Consider the following 26179-nt stretch of genomic DNA (forward strand, 5'->3'; position numbering starts at 1 on the left):
CTCTCGCACGAACCGACCGCAGAATCATGCCCTCGATCCAAGACCCGCACGCTCGTCCCGCCCGGCGCTGGCCGCTCATCCTCGTCTGCCTGTTCGCCCTGGTGGCGCTGATCTGGTGGCTGTGGCCCGCCGCCTCTGGCCACAAGGCCGAGGAGCCCCGCACCCGTCCGGGAGCGGCCGGCATGGCGCGCCCGGGCTTCGGCCCGTTCAGCGGCCCGGTGCCGGTGCGCGTGGCCGCCGCCGCCCAGGGTGACTTCCCCGTCTACTACAAGGCCCTCGGCACGGTCACCGCGCTGAACACGGTGAACGTCAAGGCTCGCGTCAGCGGCGAGGTGGTCAAGCTGGCCTTCGAGGAAGGCCAGCAGGTCAAGGCCGGCGACCTGCTGGCGGTGATCGACCCGCGCCCCTACGAGGTCGCCCTGCAGCAGGCCGAAGGCACGCTCTTGCAGAGCCAGGCGCAGCTGAAGAACGCCGAGATCGACCTGGCCCGCTACCGTGGCCTGTACGCCGAGGACAGCATCGCCAAGCAGACCCTGGACACCCAGGAAGCGCTGGTGGGCCAGTACAAGGGTACGGTCAAGGCCAACCAGGCCGCCGTCGCCGAGGCCAAGCTGAACCTCAGCTTCACCCAGGTGCGCGCGCCGGTGGCCGGTCGCGTCGGCCTGCGCCAGGTGGACCTGGGCAACCAGGTCGGCACCGGCGACACCACGCCGCTGGTGGTGATCACCCAGAACCGCCCCATCAGCGTCACCTTCACCCTGCCGGAGAACCAGTTGCCCGGCGTGGTCAGCCGCTTCCGCAGCGGCCAGGCGATGCCGGTGGAGGCCTGGGACCGGGGCGACACCCTGAAGCAGGCCGAGGGCGTGCTGCAGAGCCTGGACAACCAGATCGACACCACCACCGGCACCCTGAAGTTCAAGGCGCGCTTCGCCAACGACAGCGAGACCCTGTTCCCCAACCAGTTCGTCAACGTGCGCCTGCTGGCCGACACCCTGGCCCAGGCCGTGCTGGTGCCCTCGGCCGCGGTGCAGTTCGGCAGCCAGGGCACCTTCGCCTACGTGCTGGACGGTGAGAAGAAGGTGCGGGTGCAGAAGCTCGAAGCCGGCCCCAGCGACGGCGAGCGCACGGTAATCCGCAGCGGCCTCAAGGCCGGCGAGCGGGTGGTGCTGGAAGGCACCGACCGCCTGCGCGACGGCAGCGAAGTGGAAGTGGTGCACGACAGCGATGCCGTGCCGGCCGCGCCGAGCGAGCAATTGCAGGGCGCCGACAAGGGCGAGCAGGGCGGCAAGGCTGAACAGGGCGTATGAACATCTCCCGCCTGTTCATCCTGCGGCCGGTCGCCACCACGCTGAGCATGCTGGCGATCCTGCTGGCCGGCCTGATCGCCTACCGCCTGCTGCCGGTGTCGGCGCTGCCGGAGGTGGACTACCCGACCATCCGCGTGATGACGCTCTACCCGGGTGCCAGCCCGGACGTGATGACCAGCGCCGTGACCGCGCCGCTGGAGCGCCAGTTCGGGCAGATGCCGGGGCTGGACCAGATGTCCTCCACCAGTTCCGGCGGCGCTTCGGTGATCACCCTGCGCTTCAACCTGGACGTGCAGCTGGACGTGGCCGAGCAGGAAGTGCAGGCGGCCATCAACGCCGCCACCAACCTGCTGCCCAATGACCTGCCGGCGCCGCCGGTCTACAACAAGGTCAACCCCGCCGACACCCCGGTGCTGACCGTGGCGGTGATGTCGCGCACCTTGCCGCTGCCGCAGCTGCACACCCTGGTGGACACGCGCATGGCGCAGAAGCTGTCGCAGATCAGCGGCGTCGGCATGGTCAGCATCGCCGGCGGCCAGCGCCAGGCGGTGCGCATCAAGGTCAACCCGGAGGCACTTGCGGCCAACGGCCTGAACCTCTCCAGCGTGCGTTCGCTGATCACCGCGTCCAACGTCAACCAGCCCAAGGGCAACTTCGACGGCCCGACGCGCACCTCCATGCTGGATGCCAACGACCAGCTGAAGTCGGCGGACGAGTACGCCAACCTGATCCTCGCCTACAAGAACGGTGCGGCGCTGCGCCTGAAGGACGTGGCCACCATCGTCGAAGGCGCCGAGAACGAGCGCCTGGCCGCCTGGGCCAACCAGAACCAGGCCGTGCTGCTGAACATCCAGCGCCAGCCCGGCGCCAACGTCATCGAGGTGGTGGACCGCATCCAGGAGCTGCTGCCGAAGATGACCGCCAACCTGCCGGCGGGCCTGGACGTGATGGTGCTGACCGACCGCACCCAGACCATCCGCGCCTCGGTGCGCGACGTGCAGCATGAGCTGATGCTGGCCATCGCCCTGGTGGTGATGGTGACCTTCCTGTTCCTGCGCCGCTTCAGCGCCACGCTGATCCCGTCCATCGCCGTGCCGCTGTCCCTGGTGGGCACCTTCGGGGTGATGTACCTGGCCGGCTTCTCGGTGAACAACCTGACGCTGATGGCCCTGACCATCGCCACCGGCTTTGTGGTGGACGACGCCATCGTCATGCTGGAGAACATCGCCCGCCACCTGGAGGAGGGCGCCACGCCGCTGGAGGCTGCGCTCAAGGGCGCCCGGCAGATCGGCTTCACCCTGATCTCCCTGACCTTCTCGCTGATCGCGGTGCTGATCCCGCTGCTGTTCATGGCCGACGTGGTGGGGCGGCTGTTCCGCGAGTTCGCCATCACCCTGGCGGTGGCCATCCTGATCTCCCTGGTGGTGTCGCTGACCCTGACGCCGATGATGTGCGCGCGGCTGCTCAAGCCCGAGCCGGAGGAGAAGGAGCAGGGCCGCTTCTACCGCGCCAGCGGCGCCTTCATCGACGGCATGATCGAGCGCTATTCCCATGGCCTGCGCTGGGTGCTGCGCCACCAGGTGCTGACCCTGCTGGTGGCCCTGGGCACCCTGGCGCTGACCGTGGTGCTGTACCTGGCGGTGCCCAAGGGCTTCTTCCCGGTGCAGGATACCGGCGTCATCCAGGGCATCACCGAGGCGCCGCAGTCGGTGTCGTTCCGCGCCATGGGCGAGCGCCAGCAGCAGGCGGCCGAGGTGATCCTCAAGGACCCGGCGGTGGCCAGCCTGACCTCCTACATCGGCGTCGACGGCGACAACGTCACCCTCAACAGCGGGCGCATGCTGATCAACCTAAAGCCCCACGGCGAGCGCGACGTCACCGCCAGCGAGGTGATCCAGCGCCTGCAGCCGCAGCTGGAGCGGCTGGTGGGCATCCGCCTGTACCTGCAGCCGGTGCAGGACCTGACCATCGAGGACCGGGTCAGCCGTACCCAGTTCCAGTTCAGCATGGAGTCCCCGGACGCCGAGCTGCTGCGCGAGTGGACCGGCAAGCTGGTGGACGCCTTGCGCCAGCAGGCGGAGCTGTCCGACGTGGCCAGCGACCTGCAGGACAAGGGCCTGCAGGTGTACCTGGACATCGACCGCGACATGGCTGGGCGCCTGGGTGTGGAGGTCTCGGCCATCACCGATGCGCTCTACGACGCCTTCGGCCAGCGGCAGATCTCCACCATCTTCACCCAGGCCAGCCAGTACCGCGTGGTGCTGGAGTCCGCCACCGGTGATCGCATCGGGCCCAAGGCCCTGGAGCAGCTGCGGGTGGCCGGCACCGACGGCGTGCAGGTACCGCTCGCGGCCCTGGCGCGCATCCAGGAGCGCCAGTCGTCCCTGGTGGTGAACCACATCAGCCAGTTCCCGGCGGTGAACCTCTCCTTCAACCTGGCGCCGGGCGTGGCCCTGGGCGAGGCGGTGCAGGTGATCGAGCGGGTGCAGCAGGAAATCGGCCTGCCGGAAGGCATCCAGACCCGCTTCCAGGGTGCGGCGGCGGCCTTCGAGGCCTCGCTGTCGAGCACGCTGCTGCTGATCCTGGCGGCGGTGGTGACCATGTACATCGTCCTCGGCGTGCTCTACGAGAGCTACATCCACCCGGTGACCATCCTCTCCACGCTGCCCTCGGCCGGCGTCGGCGCCCTGGCGGCGCTGCTGCTGTCGGGCAATGACCTGGGGCTGATCGCCATCATCGGCATCATCCTGCTGATCGGCATCGTCAAGAAGAACGCAATCATGATGATCGACTTCGCCCTGGAGGCCGAGCGCCACCAGGGCATGGCGCCGGAGGAGGCCATCTACCAGGCGGCGCTGCTGCGCTTCCGGCCGATCCTGATGACCACCCTGGCCGCGCTGTTCGGCGCCGTGCCGCTGATGCTCGCCAGCGGTTCCGGCGCGGAGCTGCGCCAGCCCCTGGGCCTGGTGATGGTGGGTGGCCTGCTGGTGAGCCAGGTGCTGACGCTGTTCACCACGCCGGTCATCTACCTGTTCTTCGACCGCCTCTCGCGGCGCTTCACCGGCCGCAGCGCGGCAGGGGTGGCGGCATGATGCGCCTCGTGCCGGCTGCCCCGGCCGGAGCGGCGTCGTGAACCTGTCCGCTCCCTTCATCCGCCGGCCGGTGGCGACCCTGCTGCTGAGCCTGGCGATCATGCTGCTGGGCGGGGTGAGCTTCGGCCTGTTGCCGGTCTCGCCGTTGCCGCAGATGGACTTCCCGGTGATCACCGTGCAGGCCAGCCTGCCCGGTGCCAGCCCGGAGATCATGGCCTCCAGCGTCACCACGCCGCTGGAGCGCTCCCTGGGCACGCTTTCGGGCATCACCCAGATGACCAGCCGCACCAGCCAGGGCTCGACGCGGATCATCATCCAGTTCGACCTGGACCGGGACATCAACGGCGCCGCCCGCGACGTGCAGGCGGCCATCAACGCCTCGCGCAACCTGCTGCCCAGCGGCATGCGCAGCATGCCCACCTACAAGAAGGTCAACCCCTCCCAGGCGCCAATCATGGTGCTGTCGCTGACCTCCGATGTGCTGGAGAAGGGCCAGCTGTACGACCTGGCCTCGACCATCCTGGCCCAGAGCCTGTCCCAGGTTAAGGGCGTGGGCGAGGTGCAGATCGGCGGCAGTTCGCTGCCGGCGGTGCGGGTGGAGCTGGAGCCGCAGTTGCTCAACCAGTACGGCATCGCCCTGGATGACGTGCGCAAGACCATCGCCGCCGCCAACCAGCGCCGCCCCAAGGGCGCGGTGGAAGACGCCGAGCGCCACTGGCAGGTGGGCGCCAGCGACCAGTTGGAGAAGGCTGCCGACTATGCGCCGCTGATCCTCCGCTACCAGGACGGCGCGGCCCTGCGCCTGGGCGATGTGGCCAAGGTGCGCGACGCCGTGGAGGACCGTTACAACAGCGGCTTCTTCAATGACCAGGACGCGGTGCTGCTGGTGATCAACCGCCAGGCCGGCGCCAACATCATCGAGACCATCGAAAGCATCAAAGCGCAGTTGCCGAGCCTGCAGGCGGTGCTGCCGGCCAGCGTCAAGCTGAACCTGGCGATGGACCGCTCACCGGTGATCCGCGCGACCCTGCACGAGGCCGAGCGCACCCTGCTGATCGCCGTGGCGCTGGTGATACTGGTCGTCTACCTGTTCCTCGGCAGCCTGCGCGCCTCACTGATCCCGGCGCTGGCGGTGCCGGTGTCACTGGTGGGCACCTTCGCGGTGATGTACCTGTGCGGCTTCTCCCTCAACGTGCTGTCGCTGATGGCGCTGATCCTCGCCGCCGGGCTGGTGGTGGACGACGCCATCGTGGTGCTGGAGAACATCGCCCGGCACATCAACGAGGGCATGCCGCCGTTCAAGGCAGCGCTGCAGGGCACCCGCGAGGTGGGCTTCACCCTGCTGTCGATGAACCTGTCGCTGGTGGTGGTGTTCGTCTCCATCCTGTTCATGGGCGGCATCATCGACCGCATGTTCCGCGAGTTCTCCCTGACCCTGACGGCGGCCATCCTGGTGTCGCTGCTGGTGTCGCTGACTCTCACGCCGATGCTCTGCGCGCGCTGGCTCAAGCCCCACGTGCCGAATGCCGACAGCCGCATGCAACGCTGGAGCGAGGCCATCCACGAGCACATGACGCGGCTCTATGACGTGAGCCTCGGCTGGGCCCTGCGCCACCCACGCCTGACCCTGGCCAGCCTGCTGGTGACCATCGGCCTCAACGTCGCGCTCTACGTGATCGTGCCCAAGACCTTCCTGCCGCAGCAGGACACCGGCCAGTTGATCGGCTTCATACGGGGTGATGACGGCCTGTCGTTCAGCGTGATGCAGCCGAAGATGGAAACCTTCCGCCGCGCGGTGCTCAAGGACCCGGCGGTGGAGAGCGTGGCCGGTTTCATCGGTGGCAGCGGCGGCATCAACAACGCCTTCATGATCGTGCGGCTGAAGCCGATCAAGGAGCGCCAGCTTTCTGCCCAGAAGGTGATCGAGCGGCTGCGCAAGGAAATGCCCCAGGTGCCCGGCGGCCGGCTGATGCTGATGGCCGACCAGGACATCATGACCGGCGGCTCCCGCGAGCAGCGCAGCTCCCAGTACGAGTACGTGCTGCAGGCCGGCGAGCTGGCCGACCTGCGCACCTGGCTGCCCAAGGTGACCGACGCGTTGAAATCCCTGCCTGAGCTGACCGCCATTGACGCGCGGGAAGGCGAGGGCGCCCAGCAGGTGACCCTGAAGGTGGACCGGGACGCGGCCAAGCGCCTGGGCATCGACATGGCGATGGTCACCACGGTGCTCAACAACGCCTACAGCCAGCGGCAGATCTCCACCATCTACGACACCCTCAACCAGTACCAGGTGGTGATGGAGGTGAACCCGAAGTACGCCCAGGACCCGTCGACCCTGGAGCAGGTACAGGTGATCACCGCCGACGGCCAGCGCGTGCCGCTCTCGGCCATCGCCCGCTACGAGCGCAGCCTGGAGAACGACCGGGTCAACCACGAGGGCCAGTTCGCCTCGGAGAGCATCTCCTTCGACCTGGCGCCGGGGGTGAGCCTGGACCAGGCCACCGTGGCCATCGAACGGGCGGTGGCGGCCATCGGCATGCCCAGCAGCGTGATCGCGCGCCTGGGCGGCACCGCCGACGCCTTCGCCAGCAGCCAGCAGAACCAGCCGTGGATGATCCTCGCTGCGCTGCTGCTGGTGTACCTGGTGCTGGGCATTCTCTACGAGAGCTACATCCACCCGCTGACCATCCTCTCGACGCTGCCGTCGGCGGGGGTGGGCGCGCTGCTGACCATCCAGCTGCTGGGCGGCGAGTTCAGCCTGATCTCGCTGCTGGGGCTGTTCCTGCTCATCGGCATCGTCAAGAAGAACGCCATCCTGATGATCGACCTGGCGCTGCAACTGGAGCGCAACGACGGCCTGTCGCCGGCGGAGTCGATCCACCGCGCCTGCCTGCTGCGCCTGCGGCCGATCCTGATGACCACCCTGGCGGCCATCCTCGGTGCCGTGCCGTTGCTGATCGGCGGCGCCGAGGGCGCGGAGATGCGCCAGCCGCTGGGCGTGACCATCATCGGCGGCCTGGTGCTGAGCCAGATCCTCACCCTCTACACCACCCCCGTGGTCTACCTGTACCTCGACCGCCTGCGCCATCGCTTCAACCGCTGGCGCGGCGTGCGCACCGACGCTTCGCTGGAGACACCGCTATGAACCCCCATGCCCGCCTTCTGTTCCCGGCCCTGGCCTTTGCGGTCGCCCTGGCCGGCTGCGCTGTGGGCCCCGACTACCAGCGCCCGGACGCAGCCAGCGCTGCCCAGTTCAAGCACGTGGAGGGCTGGAAGGCCGCCGCGCCAGCCGACACCCTGGCCCGTGGCGCTTGGTGGGAGCTGTACAACGACCCGATGCTGAACGACCTGCAGCAGCGCCTGGAGCGTTCCAACCAGACCCTCGCCCAGTCCGTCGCCCAGTACCGCCAGGCCCAGGCGCTGGCCCGTGGTGCGAGTGCCTCGTTCTTCCCCTCGGTGAACGCCAACGCCAGCAAGACCCGCTCCGGCCAGGGCGGCGGCAGCAGCACCGTGCGCCTGTCCGACGGCTCCACCGTCAACAGCGGCGGGGGCAGCGGCGCCATCTCCAACAGCTACAGCGCCACCCTGGGCGTGAGCTGGGAGCTGGACCTGTGGGGCAAGCTGCGCCGCCAGCTGGAGGCGGACGACGCCAGCCTCCAGGCCAGCGCCGCCGACCTGGCGGCCGTGCGCCTCAGCCAGCAGTCGCAGCTGGCGCAGAGCTACCTGCAGTTGCGCGTGCTCGACGCCCAGAAGCGCCTGCTGGACGCCACCGTCGAGGCCTACAAACGGGCCCTGAAGCTCACCGAGAACCAGTTCCGCGCCGGCATCGTCACCCGCGCCGACGTGGCCCAGGCCACCACCCAGCTGAGAAGCACCGAGGCCCAGGCCATCGACCTGAAATACCAGCGGGCGCAGCTGGAGAACGCCATCGCGGTGCTGATCGGCGAGCCGCCGTCGGCCTTCAGCCTGGCGGAGGTGGAGGGCATCCCCAGCCTGCCGGCGGTCCCGGCCCTGGTGCCGAGCCAGTTGCTGGAGCGCCGCCCCGACGTGGCCTCGGCCGAGCGCAAGGTTATGGCTGCCAACGCCCAGATCGGCGTGGCCAAGGCCGCGTACTACCCGAGCCTCAACCTCACCGCCAGCGGCGGCTACCGCACCAGCAGCCTGCACGACTGGATCACCACGCCCAACCGCTTCTGGTCCATCGGCCCCGAGTTCGCCCTCAACCTGTTCGATGGCGGCCGCATCCGCTCCCAGGTGGAGCAGGCCGAGGCCAGCTACGACCAGACCGTCGCCACCTACCGGCAGACCGTGCTCACCAGCTTCCGCGAGGTGGAGGACTACCTGGTGCAACTGGCCGTGCTGGAAGAGGAGAGCGGGGTGCAGCAGCAGGCGCTGGACGCTGCCCGCGAGGCCCTGCGCCTGGTCAGCAACCAGTACAAGGCCGGCACGCAGGACTACAGCAGCGTGGTCAGCAGCCAGGCCACGGCGCTGTCCAATGAGCGCAGCGTGCTCACCCTCACCGGCAGCCGCCTCACCGCCAGTGTGCAGCTCATCGCCGCCATGGGCGGTGGCTGGGATCGCGCCGGGCTGGAGCAGGTGGATGCGGATGATAAGGACCTGCCGACCCGCTAGGCTTTGTACGACAAGTGCCTGCGCATCGGTGATGCTGCGTTGAAAACGCTCTCAGAATGCTCATTTACAGCACGTAAACTGCGCTTCTTCGAGCGTTTTCGCCTTGCCTGACCTTCGCTCGACGACTTTTCGTACAGAGCCTACGGCCTGCGTGCTGTCTGGTGGGGGACGGGGGTAAATCGGGCGCTGCCGAGGGATGGGCAGCGGGGGAGGCCCGGCGCGGCGAGCGCCGGCCGGGCGAGGGGATCAGCGGGACTTGCGGTTGACCACCTGGGCGGCCTTGACGATGTCTTCGCCGATGTCGGGGGTGTACTGGTCCCAGACCGGCTTCATGGCGGCACGCCAGGCTGCACGTTCCTCGGGGGTGAGGGTGATGATCTGGGCCTTGCCGGCCGCCTGGATGCGCTGGCGGTCCGCCTGGTTCTGCTGGGCGGCGGCGTTGTTCACGGCGAAGGTGACCTCGTCGATGATGGCTTCCAGCTCGGTGCGGGTCTGGTGCGGAATGGCGAACCAGAAGCGCGAGTTGCTCACCAGCATGTAGTCCAGGGCGCCGTGGTTGGTCTCGATGATGTAGGGCTGCACGGTGTCGAGGTTCTGGCTGGCGAAGTTCGACCAGGTGTTCTCGGTGCCCTGCACCTGGCCACCCTTGAGCGCGTCGAAGGTCTGGGCGAAGGGCATGGGCACGGCCTTGGCACCGATCTGGGCGAACTGCGACTCCAGCACGTTGGATGCCTGGATGCGGAAGGCCAGGCCCTTGGCATCCGCCGGGGTGTGCAGCGGGCGGTTGGCGGAAAGCTGCTTCATGCCGTTGTGCCAGAAAGCCAGGCCGATGATGTTCTTGTCTTCCATGGCGCGCAGCAGCTGGCGGCCCTTGGCACGCTTCTGGAAGCGGTTGACCGCGTCCTGGTCATCGAACAGGAAGGGCAGGTCGAACAGCTGCAGCTGCTTGGTGTACTGGTCGAACTTGGCCAGGGAGGGGGCGAGCATGTCCACCTTGCCGTCCTGCAGGGCCTGCAGCTCGTCGGCATCGCCGAACAACGTGGAGTTGGGGTAGACCTCGACCTTCACCAGGCCGGGCAGGCGTTTCTCCACCAACTGCTTGAACAGCAAGGCGCCCTGGCCCTTCGGGGTGTCGTCGGCGACGACATGGGAGAAGCGGATGGTGATGGGGCCGGTTTCCGCCGCGAGGGCGTGGCCGCTGGCGAGGGTAAGCGCGCAGGTCAGGGCAGCGATGTACTTCTTGATCATGGTGTGTGCCTTTCTTGTTCTGGGCAGACAGTAGGTGGCCGCGACATGCGGACAATGCCGGCTGGACGGCGCCGCTCGTGGCAGCTCCGACAGGCGCGGTTCTCATGGTATCGCCCCGTCCGGTACATGGCCGGGAGGTGACGGTTCGGCAGGGTGTGGCAGGGCCAGGCAGTCCTTCGCCGACCGGCGATTATCCCAGAGTAGACGCTGCTACGAGGGGTAGCACTGCTCAGTTCTGCGATGCGGTCGTGGTTGTGACGGGGAAGTCCATCTGGAAGCGTGTCCAGCCGTCCGCGCTCACGCAGCGGACTTCGCCGCCGTGGGCGCGGACGATGGAGCGGGTGATGGCCAGGCCGAGCCCGGCATGCTCGGCCTGGCCTTCGCGGCGGGCCGGGTCGGCGCGGAAGAAGCGGTCGAACAGGCGCAGTTGCAGTTCGGCGGGGATGGCCGGGCCCTGGTTGGCCACCTCCAGGCGCAGCGCATGGCCGGCGGGATGGGCGCTGAGTTCGATGGCGCCGCCGGCCGGGGTGAAGCGCAGGGCGTTGTCCAGCAGGTTGGAGAGGGCGCGGCGCAGCATGGCGCGGTCGCCCTCCAGCTGGCCGTTGCCGGAGCAGGTGAGGTGGATGCCGCCTTCCTCGGCCAGGGGGGCGAAGAACTCGGCCAGTGCCTCCAGCTCGTCGGCCAGTACCAGGGGCTCGCGGCGGGTGGTGAGCAGGCCGTGCTCGGCCTTGGCCAGGAACAGCATGTCGTTGACCATCTGCGCCAGGTGCTGCAGCTCTTCCAGGTTGGAGTGCAGGGCTTCGCGGTAGGTGGCCAGGTCGCGGGGCTGGGCGAGGGTGACCTGGGTCTGGGTCAGCAGGTTGGATAGCGGGGTGCGCAGCTCGTGGGCGATGTCGCCGGAGAAGGCGGAGAGCCGCTGGAAGGCGTCTTCCAGGCGCGCCAGCATGGCGTTGAAGGCGCTCACCAGGTCGCTCAGCTCGGCCGGCACGCTGGCCGGGTCGAGGCGGGTGGTGAGGGAGTGGGCGGAGATGCCGGCGGCCACCTCGGCCATCTGCCGCAGGGGGCGCAGGCCGCTGCGCACGGCCCAGGCACCGAGCAGTGCGGTGGCCAGGGCGCTGAGGCCGACGGTGAGCCAGATCAGCCGCTGCATGCGTTCGAGGAAGTGCTGGTGGTGGGTGATGTCCAGCCGCAGGTCCAGGCGCGGGCTGTCGGCTTGGCCGGGGAGCAGCTCGGTGCCGTAGGCACGCCAGGCGGTTTCGCCATGCTGGGCGTGGGCGGCAACGGCCTGGCTGTCGAACCACAGCTCGCCCTGGGGGCCGAGGATGCGCAGGGCGAGGTCGGGCTGGCGTTGCAGCTCGGCGTGCAGGTCGTCTTCCCGCGCGGCGAGGGCTTCGGCGCTGCCCACCGGGCCGAGCAGGCTGCGCAGGGCTTCGGCGCGGCTGGCCAGCAACTGGTTATCCAGTTCGAGGAAGTGCGCTTCGCTGGCCCGGTCGAACAGGGCGCCGGCGATAAGCGAGACGCTGGCGGTGGCTGCGGCGAACAGCAGGCTGAGGCGGGCGCCGAGGGACAGGCGCATCAGGCGTCTCGCGCCTCGAGCACGTAGCCCATGCCGCGCACGGTGTGGATCAGGCGGGTGGGCCAGGCGTCGTCCACCTTGGCCCGCAGGCGGCGGATGGCGACTTCGATGACGTTGGTGTCGCTGTCGAAGTTCATGTCCCAGACCTGGGAGGCGATCAGCGATTTGGGCAGCACTTCGCCCTGGCGCCGCAGCAGCAGCTCCAGCAGGGCGAACTCCTTGGCGGTGAGGTCGATGCGCTGGCCGCCGCGTTCCACCCGGCGGCGCAGCAGGTCGAGGCGCAGGTCCGCCAGTTGCAGGCTGGTGTCCTGCTGGCCGGTGGTGCCTCGGCGCAACAGGGTGCGCACCCGCGCCAGCAGTTCGGCGAAGGCGAAGGGCTTGACCAGGTAGTCGTCGGCGCCCAGCTCCAGGCCGCGTACGCGGTCCTCGACAGCATCGCGGGCGGTGAGGAACAGCACGGGCGTCTCCAGGCCGGCTTCGCGCAGGGTGCGCAGCACCTGCCAGCCGTCGCGGCCGGGGAGCATCACGTCGAGGATGATCAGGTCGTGGTCGCCGGTCAGCGCCAGGTGCTGGCCGGCGATGCCGTCGCTGGCCAGGTCGACCAGGAAGCCGGCTTCGCCCAGCCCCTGGCGCAGGTACTGACCGGTCTTGGGTTCGTCTTCGACGATGAGCAGTTTCATGGCGGGCCTGTGTCGTGGGGGTTCCTTTATACCGTGCCGGGACGGCGCGGTGGGCCTGGCTGACAAAGTTGTAATGTGCCGGTAAGCCAGGCGCCAGTGGCAGGGCGGCAGGATGGGTGCCTGTCCATCAGGAGACCCTGTCATGAAACGATCCGCCCTTGTTCTCGCCTGCGGCCTGTTCCTCAGCCTGCCTGTGCTGGCCGACGGTGCCGCCACCTTCGCGTTCGGCCACCCGGCCAAGGCGGCCGACGCCGGCCGTACCTTGGAGATCACCCTGGGTGACATGTACTACGAGCCCGCCAGCCTGCAGGTGAAGGCCGGCGAGACGGTGCGCTTCGTGCTGAAGAACACCGGCAGCCTGCTGCATGAGTTCAACCTGGGCGATGCGGCCATGCATGCCCGCCACCAGCAGGAAATGCTGAAGATGCAGCAGATGGGGATGCTCACCCCCACCGGCATGAACATGAAGCACGACATGGGCGCCATGGATCACAGCCAGATGGGGCACGACATGGCTGGCATGGACATGGCTGGCATGGATCACGGGGCGATGATGAAGCACGACGACCCCAACAGCGTGCTGGTGGAGCCGGGCAAGACGGCCGAGCTGACCTGGACCTTCACCCAGGCCACCGGGCTGGAGTTCGCCTGCAACATTCCCGGCCACTACCAGGCCGGCATGGTCGGCAAGATGGAGGTCAAGCCCTGATGCGCGCGCTGATGGGCGCCGGCTTGCTGGCCCTGGCGGCCGACGCCGGGGCCGGCACCTATGAGCTGGTGATCGATGAGGGGCGCGTGGCCTTGAGCGATGGCAGCCGGCCGGCGCTGACCATCAACGGCCAGTCGCCCGCGCCGGAGCTGCGTTTCAAGGAAGGCGAGGAGGTGCAGATCCGCGTGACCAACCGCCTGGAGCGCGACACTTCGCTGCACTGGCACGGGCTGATCGTGCCCTACGACCAGGACGGCGTGCCGGGCATCAGTTTCCCGGGCATCAAGCCCGGGCAGACCTTCACCTACCGCTTCCGCGTGCAGCAGTCGGGCACCTACTGGTATCACGCCCACAGTGACTTCCAGGAGCAGGAGGGGCTGTACGGGCCGCTGGTGATCGAGCCGAGCGGGCGCGAGCCGTACCGCTACGACCGCGAGTACACGGTGATGCTGTTCGACTGGCAGGACGAAAAGCCCGAGCGCACCCTCGCCAACCTGAAGAAGGACGCCGAGTACTACAACGACCACAAGCGCACCCTGGGGGACTTCTTCACCGATGCCGCCCGCGATGGCGTCTGGGCGACCCTCAAGGACCGCTGGGGCTGGGGCGACATGCGCATGTCGCCGACGGACATCGCCGATGTCAGCGGGTTTCGCTTCCTGGTCAACGGCCGCGACGCGGAGCAGAACTGGACGGCGCTGTTCAAGCCGGGCGAGCGGGTGCGCCTGCGCATCATCAACGCTTCGGGCATGAGCTACTACGACCTGCGCATCCCCGGCCTGCCGATGACGGTGGTGCAGGCGGATGGCAACGACGTGCTGCCGGTGACGGTGGACCAGGTGCGGCTGGCGGTGGCCGAGACCTATGACGTGATCGTGCAGCCCCGGGAAGATCGGGCCTATACGCTGTTCGCCGCTTCCATGGACCGCCGTGGCTACGCCCGCGCCACCCTGGCGCCCCGGCCGGGCATGGTGGCCGAGGTGCCGACCCTGGGGCCACCGCGCCTGCTGAGCATGGCCGACATGGGCATGGATCACGCCATGCCGGGGATGGACCACGGTGCGATGGCGGGCATGGGCGATGCAGAAATGGCCGGGATGGACCATGCCGCCATGGGCCACGGGATGCCGGCCGCCGGTGGCAACCCGGATTACGCGCCGGGCAGCGGCATCGCTCCCGAGCCGGTGGAGGGCGGGCGGGTGCTGGTCTACGGCGACCTCAAGGCGATGCGTCCGGATGCCCGCTACCGCGCGCCGGACCGCACCATCGAGCTGAAGCTCACCGGCAACATGGAGCGCTACTTCTGGTCCTTCGACGGGGTGAAGTACTCCGAGGCCGAGCCCATCCGCCTGCGCTACGGGGAGCGGGTGCGCTTCCGCTTCGTCAACCAGACGATGATGAACCACCCGATGCACCTGCACGGCATGTGGATGCAGCTGGACAAGGGCAACGGCCGGCTCAACCCGCTCAAGCACGTGGTCAACGTGGCGCCCGGCAGCACGCTGGAAGTGGACGTGCCGGCCGATGCCATCGGCCAGTGGGCGTTTCACTGCCACCTGATCTACCACATGGCCAGCGGCATGTTCCGTAAGGTGATCGTCGAGGCGCCCGACGGCAGCAGCCGCTCCCTGGGCGAGGCCATGCAACCGATGGAGGAGGCTGCTCATGCGGGTCATTGAATGGGGGTTGCTGGCGGCATTGGCCAGCCCGTTGTCCTGGGCGATGGAGATGGACGCCATGCCGGTCGGCTACCTGGGGTTCGATCGCCTGGAGCAGCGCTTCCACGGCAACGACACCCAGCTGGCCTGGGAGCTGGAGGGCTGGTACGGCACCGACACCCACAAGCTGGTGCTGAAGAACGAAGGCGCCCGGGATGCCGGTGGGCCGACCACGTCGAGCCACACCGAGCTGCTGTACCGGCGGATGTTCAGCGACTTCTTCGACTGGCAGGCGGGCGTGGCCCATGACGACCAGCCAGGGCCGGCGCGCAGCCATGCGCTGGTGGGGATCAAGGGGCTGGCACCGCAGTGGTTCGAGGTGGAGGGCAACCTGCTGGTGAGCGAACGGGGCGATCCCTCGCTGCGCCTGGAGGCGGAATACCAGGTGCTGCTGACCCAGCGGCTGGTGCTGGAGCCCCGGCTGGAATACGACCTGGCCCTGGCGGACGACCGCGACCTGGACCGTGGCGCCGGCAGCGGCACGCTGGAGGCGGGGTTGCGCCTGCACTGGCGGGTGACGCCGGCGTTCTCGCCTTACCTGGGCTATGAGTGGGAGCGCACCCACGGCCGCAGCGGGGACTGGCTCCGCGCAGCCGGCGAGCCGGACGAGGAGGGCGCCTGGGTGCTGGGGCTGCGCTTCTGGTTGTAAGGGGCCGGGCGTGTCGCCGAGGTTTTGCGGCAGGCCCGGGCTGTATACAATTGCGCGGTTTTCTCCCCCGCCAGGTCGCCTCTCATGCAGCATCCCGCCGAACACTCGCCGCTGGGCAAGTCCAGTGAGTACATCAGCACCTACAGCCCACAGCTGCTGTTCCCCATTTCCCGCGTGACGAAGTGGAACGAGCTGGGGCTGACGGCGGAGACCCTTCCTTATAAGGGCGTGGATTTCTGGAACTGCTACGAGCTGTCGTGGCTGACCCCGTCGGGCAAGCCGGTGGTGGCCATCGGCGAGTTCGCCATCCCGGCCGATTCGCCGAACATCATCGAGTCGAAGTCCTTCAAGCTGTACCTCAACTCCCTCAACCAGAGCGCCTTTGCCACGGCGGCGGAACTGGTGGCGGTGCTGGAGAAGGACCTGTCGGCCGCGGCAGGGGCCGAGGTGAAGGTGCGCGTGCGCAGCCTGGCGGAGGTGGAGGCCGAGGGTGTGGCCCGCGCCGCCGGCACCTGCATCGATGACCTGGATGTGAGCATTGACCACTACGACCATCCGCAGCCGGAGCTGCTGCGCGCCGATGCCGCCGAGGTGGTGGAGGAGGCACTGCACAGCCACCTGCTGAAATCCAACTGCCCGGTCACCGGCCAGCCGGATTGGGGCACGCTGGTGGTGCAGTACAAGGGGGCTCGCCTGGACCATGCCAGTTTCCTGGCCTACCTGGTGAGCTTCCGCCAGCATTGCGACTTCCATGAGCAGTGCGTCGAGCGGGTCTTCCTCGACCTGCTGCGCCTGCTCGAGCCCGAGCACCTGACGGTGCAGGCACGCTATGTGCGCCGCGGCGGGCTGGACATCAACCCCTACCGCAGCACGCACCCCATCAGTCCGGAGAACGGCCGGCTGGTACGGCAGTAGCTGATTCCGGGCTGCGCCCGGCGGCAAGCTGAAACGAAAGAACCCCGGCACCTGGCCGGGGTTCCTGCATTCGGGGTAGGGGGTCAGATGCCCATGCTGACCAGGCTCTGCATGATGTTGCGCAACGTGCCGGCCAGGGTCGGGTGGCTCAGCTCGAAACGCTCGACGGCCAGGTTGACGCCGTCCACCAGGCTGTCTTCCGAGGTGTGGGCTTCGTTCGCCAGCTTCAGTTCGATGTCGCGGATCAGGCCGTTGAGGTGGGCGCGCTCTTCCGCATCCATCGGGGCGTCTTGGGCCAGTTGGTCGCGCAGTTCGTTCAGTTGCTGCTGCAGGCGTTCGGACATGGTGTTCTCCCTTTTGACATGACTCAGGAGTGGACCGCCGTCTGACGGCAAAAGGTCCCGGTGCCTGTGAGATTAATCCAGGCGGGGCGGCGCTGCCTGATCGTGATCAATGCCGTTACAAAACGGGGTCAGGGCTTCTCGCCCTTCTGCCGGCGGCTCGCCAGGTCGTCGAGGCAGTCGGGCAGCTCGCCGAGGTGGTCGATCACCGAATGGGCGCCGAGGCGATACAGCTCCAGGGTGGCGCGGGCGCGCCGGGCGTCGCGCTCGTTGGCCGGCAGTGCCTGCCAGTCCCCCAGGGCGTGGCCGCAGAGTCGGCCACTGGCGGCGAGGCCGACGGTCCACAGCCCGGCGTTGAGGCCGGCCTGGAGCAGGCGGGGTTCGCCGCTGACCAGCACGCAGCCTTCCAGGCATTCGACGCCGAGGCCGGCGAGGGCGTTCCAGCAGCTGTCCGGGGCTGGCCAGGGGCGCCCGGTGCCGGCCTGGGCCGGTGGGAGCGAGTCGGGCAGCGACTGGGCGAGCACCGTGGTGACGTGTTCGGGTAGCTCTTCCAGCCAGGCAGCGGGGATGTTCTGACTGGCCAGGCGGTCGAGGAGGGCGTCCAGGCCCGGTGCCGGTTCGGCACGCTCGTGGGCGGCCTCGACCAGGGCATCCTGCAGGCGGGCCCGCTCGGCTGGGCGGGGGCGACGTTTCAGCAGCGCTTCCAACTGGTCGGTCGGGGCGAGGGGGGCGACCTCATCCAGCTGCCCGTCGGTGTGGCGCGCAACGGTGCGCTGCAGGGCCAGGGGCAGCGTCCGGGCGCCGAAGTCCACCAGGCAGCCGGTCAGGCCGAGGAGCAGGGCGGTGAAAGGGGGCGGCGGGGTGCTGGGCATGGGCGGGTCATCCTGACGTGGGCGCTTCCAGCCTAGCTGCCCGGGATGACGCGCAGGTTACGGTTCCGTGACGGCCGGCAGGCCCTGGAAGATGCGCCGCAGGGCTTCCGGTACGGGGACCGGGCGGTTGCTGGCGTGGTCGACCCAGACCAGTTTGCAGTGGCCTTCGCCATGGACCACGCCAGGCGCCTCCAGGGTGCCCAGGCGGTGCTCGACCACCAGGCTGGAGTTGCCCAGCGTGCCGGCGTAGAGCTCCACCACTACAGTGGCCGGGTGTACGACGGGGCGCAGGTAGGTGTGCAGGGTCTGCAGCACCACCGGGCCCTGGGCCACGTGGTTCATGGCGATGCCGTGGCGCTCGAACCAGGCGACGCGGGCTTCTTCCAGGTACTGGATGTAGAGGGTGTTGTTGACGTGGCCGTAGCTGTCCATATCGCCCCAGCGCACGGGGATGTGAGCTACATGGAGTAAATTCTTTTCCGCCATTGGTCGCGTTACCTATGCTGCCTATTGGCCATCCAATGGCCGTATACTGCGCGCCTTGTCGGGCGGCCCGCCGGGGGCGCCACACTACTTTTCCCTAGGAGAGACTGCAATGCGAATGATCGGTGCGGGTTGGCTCGATCGAATGGGCCGCCTGCTGGCGGTCGCCGGCCTGGTGGCGCTGCCGCTGGTGGCCCAGGCTGCGGATGAAGACCCGTGGGAGGGCGTCAACCGCGCGGTGTTCAGCTTCAACGACACGGTCGACACCTACGCCCTGAAGCCGATCGCCCAGGGCTACCAGTACGTGACGCCACAGTTCGTGGAAGACGGCGTGCACAACGTCTTCCGCAACGTCGGTGACGTCGGCAACCTGGCCAACGACCTGCTGCAGGGCAAGCTGCACGCGGCGGGCGTGGACACCAGCCGGCTGATCTTCAACACCACCTTCGGCGTGCTTGGCGTATTCGACGTGGCGACCCGCATGGGGCTGCAGCGCAGCGACGAGGACTTCGGCCAGACACTGGGCGCCTGGGGCGTGGGCAGTGGCCCGTACGTGGTGCTGCCGCTGTTGGGCCCGAGCACCTTGCGCGATGCGCCGGCACGCTTCGTGGACAGCTACACCACCCCCTATCCCTACATCGACCACGTGCCGACCCGTAACGTGATCCTCGGGGTGAACACCGTGGACACCCGCGCCAGCCTGCTGTCGGCCGAGAAGATGATCACCGGCGACAAGTATGTGTTCATCCGCAACGCCTACCTGCAGAACCGCGAGTTCAAGGTGCGCGATGGCGAGGTCGAGGACGATTTCTGATCGCCTCCCTCGTTTTGCGGGTATGAAAAAGGCGGCCAATGGGCCGCCTTCTTTCTATGTGCGCCGATCAGCTCATCGAGGTGATGGCGAGGCCGATGGACATGCGCCCATCGTCGCCGGCCGATATGCGTACCACCTCGGCTTCGGCGTCCAGGCCCTTGAGCTCGGCGTGGTCGGACGGGATGTGGACGCGCACCTTGTCACCTATCGACAGGTGGGCATCGGCTTCCAGTTGCATGCCGGTGCTCGACAGGTCGCGGCACAGGGCCGGGTACTCGCGGCCTCCATGGTGCAGAACGACCTGCGCCTCGACCTGCATGCGGATGAAGTCGCGCTTCTCGCTGTAAGAACGATGATCGTTCTGACTCATTATCTGCTGTCCTCTGGTATTGGATGGACTGACCCCCGGCCTCTTATAACTCCCGCTCTTTTCATGTGTAAAGGCAGGTTTCGACAATCGGCGCACGCTTGAATCGCCCTGCGGATGGGAGTACCGTCTGCGCCTTGAAGCGAACCCCTTACCCGCATCCGGCCTAGGTCGGTGCCTCAACCAGCCCACCCCCGGCGCCGTTTGCCTGGATACTCCATGCACAATACCAGTGCCAAGCTGCTGATCATCGACGACGACGAGGTTGTCCGCACCAGCCTCGCAGCCTATCTGGAAGACAGTGGTTTCAACGTCCTGCAGGCAGGTAATGGTCTGCAGGGGTTGCAGGTCTTCGAGCAGGAACATCCCGATCTGATCATCTGCGACCTGCGCATGCCCCAGGTCGACGGGCTGGAACTCATCCGCCGCATCAACCAGCTGGAAACCGACACGCCGGTGATCGTCGTGTCCGGGGCCGGTGTGATGAGCGACGCCGTCGAAGCCCTGCGCCTCGGAGCGGCGGACTACCTGATCAAGCCCCTGGAAGACCTGGCGGTGCTGGAGCACTCCGTGCGCCGCGCGCTGGATCGTCATGCCTTGCGGCTGGAGAACCAGCGCTACCGCGAGGAACTGGAAGCCGCCAACCGCGAACTCCAAGCCAGCCTGCACCTGCTGCAGGAAGACCAGAACGCCGGGCGCCAGGTGCAGATGAACATGCTGCCGGTCACGCCCTGGACGGTGGACGGGTTGCACTTCGCCCACCAGATCATCCCGTCCCTCTACCTGTCGGGGGACTTCGTCGACTACTTCCGGGTCGACGAGCGGCGCATCGCCTTCTACCTGGCGGATGTTTCCGGCCATGGCGCCTCGTCCGCCTTCGTCACCGTCCTGCTCAAGTTCATGACCACGCGGCTGCTATACGAGTCGCGCCGTGGCGGTACCTTGCCGGAGTTCAAGCCCTCCGAGGTGCTCGGCCACATCAACCGTGGCCTGATCAACTGCAAGCTGGGCAAGCACGTGACCATGCTGGGCGGTGTGATCGACGAGGAGAGCGGCAAGCTGACCTACAGCATCGGCGGGCACCTGCCCCTGCCTGTGCTGTACAGCGAAGGCCAGGCGCATTACCTCACCGGGCGCGGCCTGCCTGTTGGCCTGTTCGAGGAAGCGACCTACGAGGACCAGGTGATGGATCTGCCGGCCTCGTTCAGCCTGACGCTGATGTCCGACGGCATCCTGGACCTTTTGCCGGGCGACACGCTCAAAGAGAAAGAAGCTGCGCTGCCGGAAATCGTGCAGGCAGCCGGTGGATCCCTGGATGGCCTCAAGAAGGCCTTTGGCCTGGCCAACCTGGGGGATATGCCAGATGATATCGCCTTGCTGGTGTTGAGCAGGAACCTTGCATGAGTACCGGTAAAATCCAGTTTGCCGAGCAGGACGGCACCTTTGTCCTGAAGTTCGTCGGTGAAATCCGCCTGACCCTGTGTTCGGCCCTGGACGCCACTATCGAGAAGATCTTCTCCGCGCTTAACTTTTCGGCGATCGTCATCGACTTGACCGAAACGCGCAGCATCGACAGCACCACCCTGGGCCTGCTGGCCAAGCTGTCGATCCTCTCCCGGCAGAAGGTCGGGCTCTTGCCCACCGTCGTCACCACCCACCCGGACATCACCCGGCTGTTGCAGTCGATGGGCTTCGATCAGGTGTTCAACATCGTCGACAAACCGCTGCCGTGCCCTGAGTGCCTGGAGGACCTGCCGCCCCAGGACCAGACCGAGGACGTGGTGCGCACCAAGGTGCTCGAAGCACACCGCATCCTGATGGGGCTGAACGAGTCCAACCGCGAAGCCTTCCATGACCTGGTCAGCGCGCTCGAGCGCAGCTGACCTTTCAACCTTCCCTGCTTGAACCTGATGCGCCTGGCCGTTGCAGCCAGGTGCTTTCGTATCAGGCGCGTGCCTTGAGCAGGGCTTCGAGCTTTTCCTGATCCCGGGCGAACAGGCGGATGCCCTCGGCCAGCTTTTCGGTGGCCATCGCGTCTTCGTTGAACTGCCAGCGGAAGGCCGGCTGATCCAGTGTCTGGCGCGGTTCTGCCGCGCCCTCGGCGCTCAGCTGGCGAACCAGCTGGCCGTCATCTTCGGCCAGCTTCTGCAGCAGGTCCGGGCTGATGGTCAGGCGGTCGCAGCCAGCCAGCGCCTCGATCTGCCCCAGGTTGCGGAAGCTGGCACCCATTACCACCGTCTCGTAGCCGTGGGTCTTGTAGTAGCGGTAGATGCGCGAGACCGACTGCACGCCCGGGTCCTCGGCGCCTGCGTAGTCGCGGCCTTCGGCCTTCTTGTACCAGTCGTAGATGCGCCCGACGAAGGGAGAGATCAGGAACACCCCGGCCTCGGCGCAGGCGACTGCCTGGGCGAAGTTGAACAGCAGGGTCAGGTTGGTCTGGATGCCGCTGCGCTCCAGGCGCTCGGCGGCGCGAATGCCTTCCCAGGTGGAGGCGATCTTGATCAGCACGCGCTCGCGGCCGATGCCGGCCTTGTCATACAGCTCCACCAGGCGCTCGGCGCGGCGCAGGGTCGCCTCGGTATCGAAGGACAGGCGTGCGTCCACCTCGGTGGAGATACGCCCCGGAATCACCTTGAGAATCTCCTTGCCCACGGCCACCCCGAAACGATCGCACGCCAGCCCAAGGTCGCCAGCGCTGCCTGCCACGGCCTGGTCCAGCAGATCGGCGTAGCGGGGCAGGGCTGCTGCCTTGAGCAGCAGCGAGGGGTTGGTGGTGGCATCCACCGGCTTGAGGCGGGCGATGGCATCCAGGTCGCCGGTATCGGCCACCACGGTGGTGAACTGCTTCAGTTGGTCCAGCTTGGAAGTCATGACGAGGCCTTGTCGTTGCAGGTTGCGTGACCTTACCCGAGCAGCCCGGGCGGGCTCAACGGGCGGCCAGGGGAATTTCATGGCGGTGTGGCCGCCACGTTCGTCAGACCATGGCCGCGAAAAAAATTCCGTATTTCCTTGCGGGTTTTCCGTGCTGGTTCGTCTTTATTGATGAGGGCCCGCTGAGCGGGTGGGGTGGCGCAGGAAGGCCGCCTCGGTGCCGACACGCCACAGGCAACAGACCAGAAGGAGCTTCGCCATGCCCCACAGCGACCATTCCCGATTGCGCCAGATGCTGCAGGACGCCGGCCTGAAGGCCAGCCTGCCGCGCCTGAAGGTGCTGGAGATACTCTGCGACGCGCAGAACGAAGACGGCGGCATCTCCACCCGCCTGCTGCACCAGCGGCTGAACGCCGCTGGCGAGCCGCTCTCCCTGGTCAGCGTGCGGCAGGTGCTGGGGCGGATGCTGGAAAGCGGCCTGGTGGTGCCGGAGGGGCACAAGGGCTATGCCCTGGCCCCGCAGAACGCGGCTCAGTGGCCGCGCAGCAGGTCGATGGCCTGATCGAGCAGTTCCAGCGGCGCCTGGGTCTTGTGCACGTCCACCGAGAGCAGTTGGCGGAAGCGCCGTGCCCCCGGGAATCCCTGGGCCAGGCCCAGCACGTGGCGGGTGATGTGATGCATCTGCCCGCCCTCGGCAATGTGCCGTTCTATATAGGGGCGTATGGCCTCCAGCGCGGCTGCGCGGGTGATCGGATGGGCCTCCGAGCCGAACAGGCGCCCGTCCACCGACGCCAGCAGGTAGGGGTTGTGGTAGGCCTCGCGGCCCAGCATCACACCGTCGAAGGTAGTCAGGTGCGCCTCGCACTCATCAAGGGTCTTGATGCCGCCGTTGAGGATGATCTCCAGGTCCGGGAAGTCCCGCTTCAACTGAGCGGCCACGTCATAGCGCAGTGGCGGGATCTCGCGGTTCTCCTTTGGTGAGAGGCCTTCGAGGATGGCGATGCGAGCATGCACGGTGAAGCTTCGGCAGCCGGCCTCCCGCACCTGCCCGACGAAATCGCAGAGTGCCTCGTAGCTGTCGCGGCCATTGATGCCGATGCGGTGCTTGACCGTCACCGGGATCTCCACCGCATCGCGCATGGCCTTCACGCAGTCGGCTACCAGCGCCGGGTGCCCCATCAGGCATGCGCCGATCATGTTGTTCTGCACCCGGTCGCTGGGGCAGCCGACGTTGAGGTTCACCTCGTCGTAACCCGCTTCCTGCGCCAGTCGCGCGCAGGCCGCCAGGTCGGCCGGCACGCTACCGCCCAGCTGCAGCGCCAGCGGATGCTCCTGCTCGTCATGGCGGAGGAAGCGAGCGCGATCCCCGTGCAGGATCGCACCGGTGGTCACCATCTCCGTGTACAGCAGCGCGTGCCGGGACAGTTGGCGGAGGAAGAAACGGCAATGCCGGTCGGTCCAATCCATCATCGGTGCCACGGAGAAGCGGCGGGACAGCGCAGGGCGCGTGGTTGCTGGCGTAGAGCTTGATTCTAGAGGCATTTGGGGACGTCTGATTTCTGCCCATTTTACCCCGTTTCCGCTTGTTTTTGAGGTGTCACTGGTACAATGTACCAACCTCAAAACCTCATGTACCAAATTATGGCGGCCATCAGAAAGCGGAAGCGCAAGGACGGGACTTTCGGCTATACAGCGCAGATACGGATCATGCGCGATGGCGCGCAAGTCTATCAGGAAAGCCAGACATTCGACCGGCTGCAGACCGCCAAGGCCTGGGCTGGCCGGAGGGAGGCGGAACTGGCCGAGCCGGGTGCCATCGACAGGGCCAGTCGCAAGAGCGAGCTGCTGGTCGACATAATCGACCGCTACCTCGAAGAGTACGAACGCATCCGCCCGCTGGGCAGGACCAAGCGGACCTGCCTGGAGGCCATCGGCAAGACCTGGCTCGGCCAGGTGAGTGATCGCGAGCTGACCAGTCAGAAGCTGGTCGAGTTCGCCCAGTGGCGCATCAGCCCCGAGGGTGGGGCGGTCATGCCGCAGACGGTTGGCAACGACCTGGCGCACCTCGGCGCCGTGCTATCGGTCGCCCGCCCGGCCTGGGGCTACGAGATCGACCCCCATGCAGTCAGCGATGCCCGGAAGGTTCTGCGCAAGCTCGGGGCCATCAGCCGCAGTCGGGAGCGCGACCGCCGGCCCACCGCGGAGGAGCTGGACAAGCTGCTCGCGCACTTCTTCGACACCCTCCGCTGGAAGCCCTCGGCGATCAACATGCCCAAGGTAGTGGGCTTCGCCATCTTCTCCACCCGCCGGCAGGAAGAGATCACCCGCATCCGCTGGGATGACCTGGACGTGCCCGGCCGGCGCGTCCTGGTGCGCGACATGAAGAACCCCGGACAGAAGATCGGCAACGACGTCTGGTGCCACCTGCCGGACGAAGCCATGCGCATCATCGAGTCGATGCCCAAGGACTGCCCCGAGATCTTCCCCTACAACGGCGATTCGATTGGAACGGCCTGGTCCAAGGCCTGCAAGCTCCTCGGCATCCAGGATCTACACTTCCATGACCTGCGCCACGACGGCGTCAGTCGCCTATTCGAAATGGAGTGGGATATCCCGCGCGTGGCCAGCGTGTCGGGCCATCGGGACTGGAACTCGCTGCGCCGCTACACGCACCTGAGAGGCCGGGGAGACCCCTATGCAGGTTGGGTGTGGCTGGAGAGGATCATCGACGCGCCCGTGGTGCTGGGCGCGCGCGTAAGAAGGAAGGAGTAGGGCGGGGACGTTCAGTCATCGGCCGTCGCTGCATCACTCAACTCCACGACCTGGCCGACTGCGAGCTTGCTCAGCTCGGCCTTCTTCGCAGGCCTGAATACAAACGCTGTCAGGTCGGCTTGTCCGTCAGGTGTCAGGGCGCGAGGTTGTTGCACGCTGCGAGTAATGGATATGCCGCCGAGCATGGGCTGGCTGCCCAATATCAGTGGTACTTGGTTGAGTTGACGAACCAAAGCGTATCCGCCATTCCTGAGGGATGATGGCCACGGCGCCTTACTGGGCTATCAGTAATGCAGTGCTCTATGGTCTCCAGGCTGCATGTGATTACTTCCTATCCCGTTTCGACCGAGGTGTTAGCGCTTTAGCAAGTTGAGGCCGGTGGTTCGGTGTGGAAGAGAGGAAGTTGAGATCGGGCAGCCCGGTCATCGTAGGTGGCGAGGTAAGCACGGGGCGAAGCGGGTGCTGGAAAATTTTCTAGGTTTGGACTAGGCCTTAGTGGGTGTGCTGAACAGCTTAGGGAGAAGCTGCATGCTGACTAAAGCAGAAATTGTAGTTGGGGCTGTTGCGATCATGGATGGCGAAGTTCTCGTTGCTGACAAAAATGTCCAATGTTCAAATGATCATGGTTTCATTGGTGAGAGGCCATTTGTTTGCGTAAAAGTTGACGGGGATTCGAGTGTTTGGATGTTACTCACTGCGACTTATTCGAAACATAGGCTGCTTGTTAATACATGGAAGGATGGGGGATCGAATGGCTGGAAAAGTTCACCTACGTATTTAAATGATGCGCGAAAGCCATTCGCCGGGCCAAGTGCGTCGTTCATTGCGGCTTCCAGTGTGGAGATTAATTTTACGCATCATATTAGGCCGTTCATTAAGCAGCCAGGGGTTGGTGAAATAATTAAGGAAATCAAGAAGTACGATCCTGGTTTTTAGGGCTGATTTATTTTAAAAGTGACATCGCTCTCTCGCTTGCGCACATAATCCCTTAGGGATGGTCTGAAGTAGCCATGCATTTCTGGCTGAATTCAGCGCCTACCGATTTTGAAAGCGGCCACTCGATCCAAAACACTCAAGTCAGTCGCACTTTTCTATCTTTTTCGCTACCGCGAGCACTTCGCAGCAGCCATTCT

The 26179-nt window shown here is 66.7% G+C and carries 23 protein-coding genes; 14 read left to right on the forward strand and 9 right to left on the reverse strand.

The genetic code is table 11. The annotated features are described in order from the left end of the window. Nucleotides 1-26: 26 nt before the first annotated feature. From RTK35_RS28115 to RTK35_RS28130, 4 genes are read left to right on the forward strand one after another with little or no spacing between them, the layout of a single operon-like run. Nucleotides 27-1307 carry an MdtA/MuxA family multidrug efflux RND transporter periplasmic adaptor subunit gene (locus RTK35_RS28115; protein ID WP_316909520.1) on the forward strand — a complete coding sequence of 427 codons (1281 nt, stop codon included), beginning with the start codon at nucleotides 27-29 and terminating at the stop codon, nucleotides 1305-1307. After that, nucleotides 1304-4399, forward strand: a complete 3096-nt coding sequence (locus RTK35_RS28120; protein WP_316909521.1) for an MdtB/MuxB family multidrug efflux RND transporter permease subunit — start codon at nucleotides 1304-1306, stop codon at nucleotides 4397-4399. Before RTK35_RS28115 ends, RTK35_RS28120 begins: the two co-directional genes overlap by 4 nt. Nucleotides 4400-4436: 37 nt before the next feature. Next, entirely contained in the window at nucleotides 4437-7544 is a 3108-nt protein-coding gene (locus RTK35_RS28125) for an efflux RND transporter permease subunit (RefSeq protein ID WP_316909522.1), read from the forward strand. Then, on the forward strand, nucleotides 7541-9031 hold the full coding sequence (locus RTK35_RS28130; RefSeq protein WP_316909523.1) for an efflux transporter outer membrane subunit: 1491 nt from the start codon (nucleotides 7541-7543) through the stop codon (nucleotides 9029-9031). Before RTK35_RS28125 ends, RTK35_RS28130 begins: the two co-directional genes overlap by 4 nt. A 246-nt stretch (nucleotides 9032-9277) precedes the next feature. Here RTK35_RS28130 and RTK35_RS28135 read toward each other — a convergent pair whose 3' ends face one another. From RTK35_RS28135 to RTK35_RS28145, 3 genes are all read right to left on the reverse strand, one after another. Beyond that, nucleotides 9278-10279, reverse strand: a complete 1002-nt coding sequence (locus RTK35_RS28135; protein WP_052807561.1) for a DctP family TRAP transporter solute-binding subunit — start codon at nucleotides 10277-10279, stop codon at nucleotides 9278-9280. Between the two features lie 229 nt (nucleotides 10280-10508). Next, nucleotides 10509-11855, reverse strand: a complete 1347-nt coding sequence (locus tag RTK35_RS28140; protein WP_410478718.1) for a heavy metal sensor histidine kinase — start codon at nucleotides 11853-11855, stop codon at nucleotides 10509-10511. Further along, entirely contained in the window at nucleotides 11855-12535 is a 681-nt protein-coding gene (locus RTK35_RS28145) for a heavy metal response regulator transcription factor (protein WP_044404171.1), read from the reverse strand. The genes RTK35_RS28140 and RTK35_RS28145 overlap by 1 nt, the downstream gene beginning before the upstream one ends. 142 nt (nucleotides 12536-12677) lie before the next feature. Here RTK35_RS28145 and RTK35_RS28150 point away from each other — a divergent pair, with 142 nt between their 5' ends. The 4 genes from RTK35_RS28150 (at nucleotide 12678) to queF (ending at nucleotide 16526) form a co-directional block, all read left to right on the forward strand. Then, nucleotides 12678-13244, forward strand: a complete 567-nt coding sequence (locus RTK35_RS28150; protein ID WP_316909524.1) for a plastocyanin/azurin family copper-binding protein — start codon at nucleotides 12678-12680, stop codon at nucleotides 13242-13244. After that, on the forward strand, nucleotides 13244-14923 hold the full coding sequence (locus tag RTK35_RS28155; protein WP_316909525.1) for a copper resistance system multicopper oxidase: 1680 nt from the start codon (nucleotides 13244-13246) through the stop codon (nucleotides 14921-14923). Before RTK35_RS28150 ends, RTK35_RS28155 begins: the two co-directional genes overlap by 1 nt. Next, entirely contained in the window at nucleotides 14910-15611 is a 702-nt protein-coding gene (locus RTK35_RS28160; protein WP_107331620.1) for a copper resistance protein B, read from the forward strand. Before RTK35_RS28155 ends, RTK35_RS28160 begins: the two co-directional genes overlap by 14 nt. 84 nt (nucleotides 15612-15695) lie before the next feature. Beyond that, nucleotides 15696-16526 (forward strand): NADPH-dependent 7-cyano-7-deazaguanine reductase QueF, encoded by an 831-nt coding sequence (gene queF, locus RTK35_RS28165; RefSeq protein WP_316909526.1) that lies wholly within the window; start codon nucleotides 15696-15698, stop codon nucleotides 16524-16526. An 83-nt stretch (nucleotides 16527-16609) separates the two neighbouring features. Here queF and RTK35_RS28170 read toward each other — a convergent pair whose 3' ends face one another. The 3 genes from RTK35_RS28170 to RTK35_RS28180 all read right to left on the reverse strand — a co-directional run bounded on the left by RTK35_RS28170 (nucleotide 16610) and on the right by RTK35_RS28180 (nucleotide 18225). Next, on the reverse strand, nucleotides 16610-16870 hold the full coding sequence (locus tag RTK35_RS28170; protein WP_074969512.1) for a DUF4404 family protein: 261 nt from the start codon (nucleotides 16868-16870) through the stop codon (nucleotides 16610-16612). Between the two features lie 128 nt (nucleotides 16871-16998). Beyond that, the gene (locus RTK35_RS28175) at nucleotides 16999-17739 is read right to left on the reverse strand and encodes an HAD family phosphatase (protein ID WP_316909527.1); all 741 of its coding nucleotides are present in this window, start codon (nucleotides 17737-17739) and stop codon (nucleotides 16999-17001) included. Nucleotides 17740-17796: 57 nt separating this feature from the next. After that, complete coding sequence (locus tag RTK35_RS28180) at nucleotides 17797-18225, reverse strand: acyl-CoA thioesterase (protein ID WP_309042109.1); 429 nt, start codon at nucleotides 18223-18225, stop codon at nucleotides 17797-17799. A gap of 109 nt (nucleotides 18226-18334) precedes the next feature. Between RTK35_RS28180 and RTK35_RS28185 the strand changes: the two genes are divergently transcribed. After that, nucleotides 18335-19036 (forward strand): VacJ family lipoprotein, encoded by a 702-nt coding sequence (locus RTK35_RS28185; RefSeq protein ID WP_107330776.1) that lies wholly within the window; start codon nucleotides 18335-18337, stop codon nucleotides 19034-19036. Between the two features lie 67 nt (nucleotides 19037-19103). Here RTK35_RS28185 and RTK35_RS28190 read toward each other — a convergent pair whose 3' ends face one another. Further along, nucleotides 19104-19406 (reverse strand): PilZ domain-containing protein, encoded by a 303-nt coding sequence (locus tag RTK35_RS28190; protein WP_044404188.1) that lies wholly within the window; start codon nucleotides 19404-19406, stop codon nucleotides 19104-19106. A 216-nt stretch (nucleotides 19407-19622) separates the two neighbouring features. Between RTK35_RS28190 and rssB the strand changes: the two genes are divergently transcribed. Together rssB and rssC are read left to right on the forward strand one after the other, a co-directional pair. Beyond that, the gene (rssB, locus tag RTK35_RS28195) at nucleotides 19623-20807 is read left to right on the forward strand and encodes a two-component system response regulator RssB (protein ID WP_107330778.1); all 1185 of its coding nucleotides are present in this window, start codon (nucleotides 19623-19625) and stop codon (nucleotides 20805-20807) included. Then, nucleotides 20804-21286, forward strand: a complete 483-nt coding sequence (gene rssC, locus RTK35_RS28200) for an anti-sigma factor antagonist RssC (protein WP_044404192.1) — start codon at nucleotides 20804-20806, stop codon at nucleotides 21284-21286. The genes rssB and rssC overlap by 4 nt, the downstream gene beginning before the upstream one ends. 61 nt (nucleotides 21287-21347) lie before the next feature. Here rssC and tal read toward each other — a convergent pair whose 3' ends face one another. Further along, nucleotides 21348-22274: a transaldolase gene (tal, locus tag RTK35_RS28205; protein ID WP_316909528.1), complete on the reverse strand. Its 927-nt coding sequence runs from the start codon at nucleotides 22272-22274 to the stop codon at nucleotides 21348-21350. Between the two features lie 259 nt (nucleotides 22275-22533). Here tal and RTK35_RS28210 point away from each other — a divergent pair, with 259 nt between their 5' ends. Then, complete coding sequence (locus tag RTK35_RS28210) at nucleotides 22534-22836, forward strand: hypothetical protein (RefSeq protein WP_044404196.1); 303 nt, start codon at nucleotides 22534-22536, stop codon at nucleotides 22834-22836. Here RTK35_RS28210 and dusA read toward each other — a convergent pair. Next, nucleotides 22806-23816: a tRNA dihydrouridine(20/20a) synthase DusA gene (gene dusA, locus RTK35_RS28215; RefSeq protein ID WP_316909529.1), complete on the reverse strand. Its 1011-nt coding sequence runs from the start codon at nucleotides 23814-23816 to the stop codon at nucleotides 22806-22808. The genes RTK35_RS28210 and dusA overlap by 31 nt on opposite strands. A gap of 99 nt (nucleotides 23817-23915) precedes the next feature. On the opposite strand from dusA, the gene RTK35_RS28220 reads away from it, so the two are divergent. Beyond that, complete coding sequence (locus tag RTK35_RS28220; RefSeq protein WP_410478720.1) at nucleotides 23916-25046, forward strand: tyrosine-type recombinase/integrase; 1131 nt, start codon at nucleotides 23916-23918, stop codon at nucleotides 25044-25046. 528 nt (nucleotides 25047-25574) lie between these two features. Continuing rightward, a complete protein-coding gene (locus tag RTK35_RS28225; RefSeq protein ID WP_316909531.1) occupies nucleotides 25575-25982 on the forward strand; it encodes a hypothetical protein in 408 nt (135 codons plus the stop codon). The last annotated feature ends 197 nt before the right edge of the window (nucleotides 25983-26179 follow it).

It is taken from the genome of Pseudomonas sp. zfem003 (genome assembly GCF_032621675.1).
GTDB classification, from domain to species: domain Bacteria; phylum Pseudomonadota; class Gammaproteobacteria; order Pseudomonadales; family Pseudomonadaceae; genus Metapseudomonas; species Metapseudomonas otitidis.

Coding starts and splice junctions, on each gene's coding strand:
- RTK35_RS28115 (WP_316909520.1), top strand. CDS start 27: ATGCCCTCGATCCAAGACCCGCACGCTCGTCCCGCCCGGCGCTGGCCG.
- RTK35_RS28120 (WP_316909521.1), top strand. CDS start 1,304: ATGAACATCTCCCGCCTGTTCATCCTGCGGCCGGTCGCCACCACGCTG.
- RTK35_RS28130 (WP_316909523.1), top strand. CDS start 7,541: ATGAACCCCCATGCCCGCCTTCTGTTCCCGGCCCTGGCCTTTGCGGTC.
- RTK35_RS28135 (WP_052807561.1), bottom strand. CDS start 10,279: ATGATCAAGAAGTACATCGCTGCCCTGACCTGCGCGCTTACCCTCGCC.
- RTK35_RS28140 (WP_410478718.1), bottom strand. CDS start 11,855: ATGCGCCTGTCCCTCGGCGCCCGCCTCAGCCTGCTGTTCGCCGCAGCC.
- RTK35_RS28145 (WP_044404171.1), bottom strand. CDS start 12,535: ATGAAACTGCTCATCGTCGAAGACGAACCCAAGACCGGTCAGTACCTG.
- RTK35_RS28150 (WP_316909524.1), top strand. CDS start 12,678: ATGAAACGATCCGCCCTTGTTCTCGCCTGCGGCCTGTTCCTCAGCCTG.
- RTK35_RS28155 (WP_316909525.1), top strand. CDS start 13,244: ATGCGCGCGCTGATGGGCGCCGGCTTGCTGGCCCTGGCGGCCGACGCC.
- RTK35_RS28160 (WP_107331620.1), top strand. CDS start 14,910: ATGCGGGTCATTGAATGGGGGTTGCTGGCGGCATTGGCCAGCCCGTTG.
- queF (WP_316909526.1), top strand. CDS start 15,696: ATGCAGCATCCCGCCGAACACTCGCCGCTGGGCAAGTCCAGTGAGTAC.
- RTK35_RS28170 (WP_074969512.1), bottom strand. CDS start 16,870: ATGTCCGAACGCCTGCAGCAGCAACTGAACGAACTGCGCGACCAACTG.
- RTK35_RS28175 (WP_316909527.1), bottom strand. CDS start 17,739: ATGCCCAGCACCCCGCCGCCCCCTTTCACCGCCCTGCTCCTCGGCCTG.
- RTK35_RS28180 (WP_309042109.1), bottom strand. CDS start 18,225: ATGGCGGAAAAGAATTTACTCCATGTAGCTCACATCCCCGTGCGCTGG.
- RTK35_RS28185 (WP_107330776.1), top strand. CDS start 18,335: ATGCGAATGATCGGTGCGGGTTGGCTCGATCGAATGGGCCGCCTGCTG.
- RTK35_RS28190 (WP_044404188.1), bottom strand. CDS start 19,406: ATGAGTCAGAACGATCATCGTTCTTACAGCGAGAAGCGCGACTTCATC.
- rssB (WP_107330778.1), top strand. CDS start 19,623: ATGCACAATACCAGTGCCAAGCTGCTGATCATCGACGACGACGAGGTT.
- rssC (WP_044404192.1), top strand. CDS start 20,804: ATGAGTACCGGTAAAATCCAGTTTGCCGAGCAGGACGGCACCTTTGTC.
- tal (WP_316909528.1), bottom strand. CDS start 22,274: ATGACTTCCAAGCTGGACCAACTGAAGCAGTTCACCACCGTGGTGGCC.
- RTK35_RS28210 (WP_044404196.1), top strand. CDS start 22,534: ATGCCCCACAGCGACCATTCCCGATTGCGCCAGATGCTGCAGGACGCC.
- dusA (WP_316909529.1), bottom strand. CDS start 23,816: ATGCCTCTAGAATCAAGCTCTACGCCAGCAACCACGCGCCCTGCGCTG.
- RTK35_RS28220 (WP_410478720.1), top strand. CDS start 23,916: ATGGCGGCCATCAGAAAGCGGAAGCGCAAGGACGGGACTTTCGGCTAT.
- RTK35_RS28225 (WP_316909531.1), top strand. CDS start 25,575: ATGCTGACTAAAGCAGAAATTGTAGTTGGGGCTGTTGCGATCATGGAT.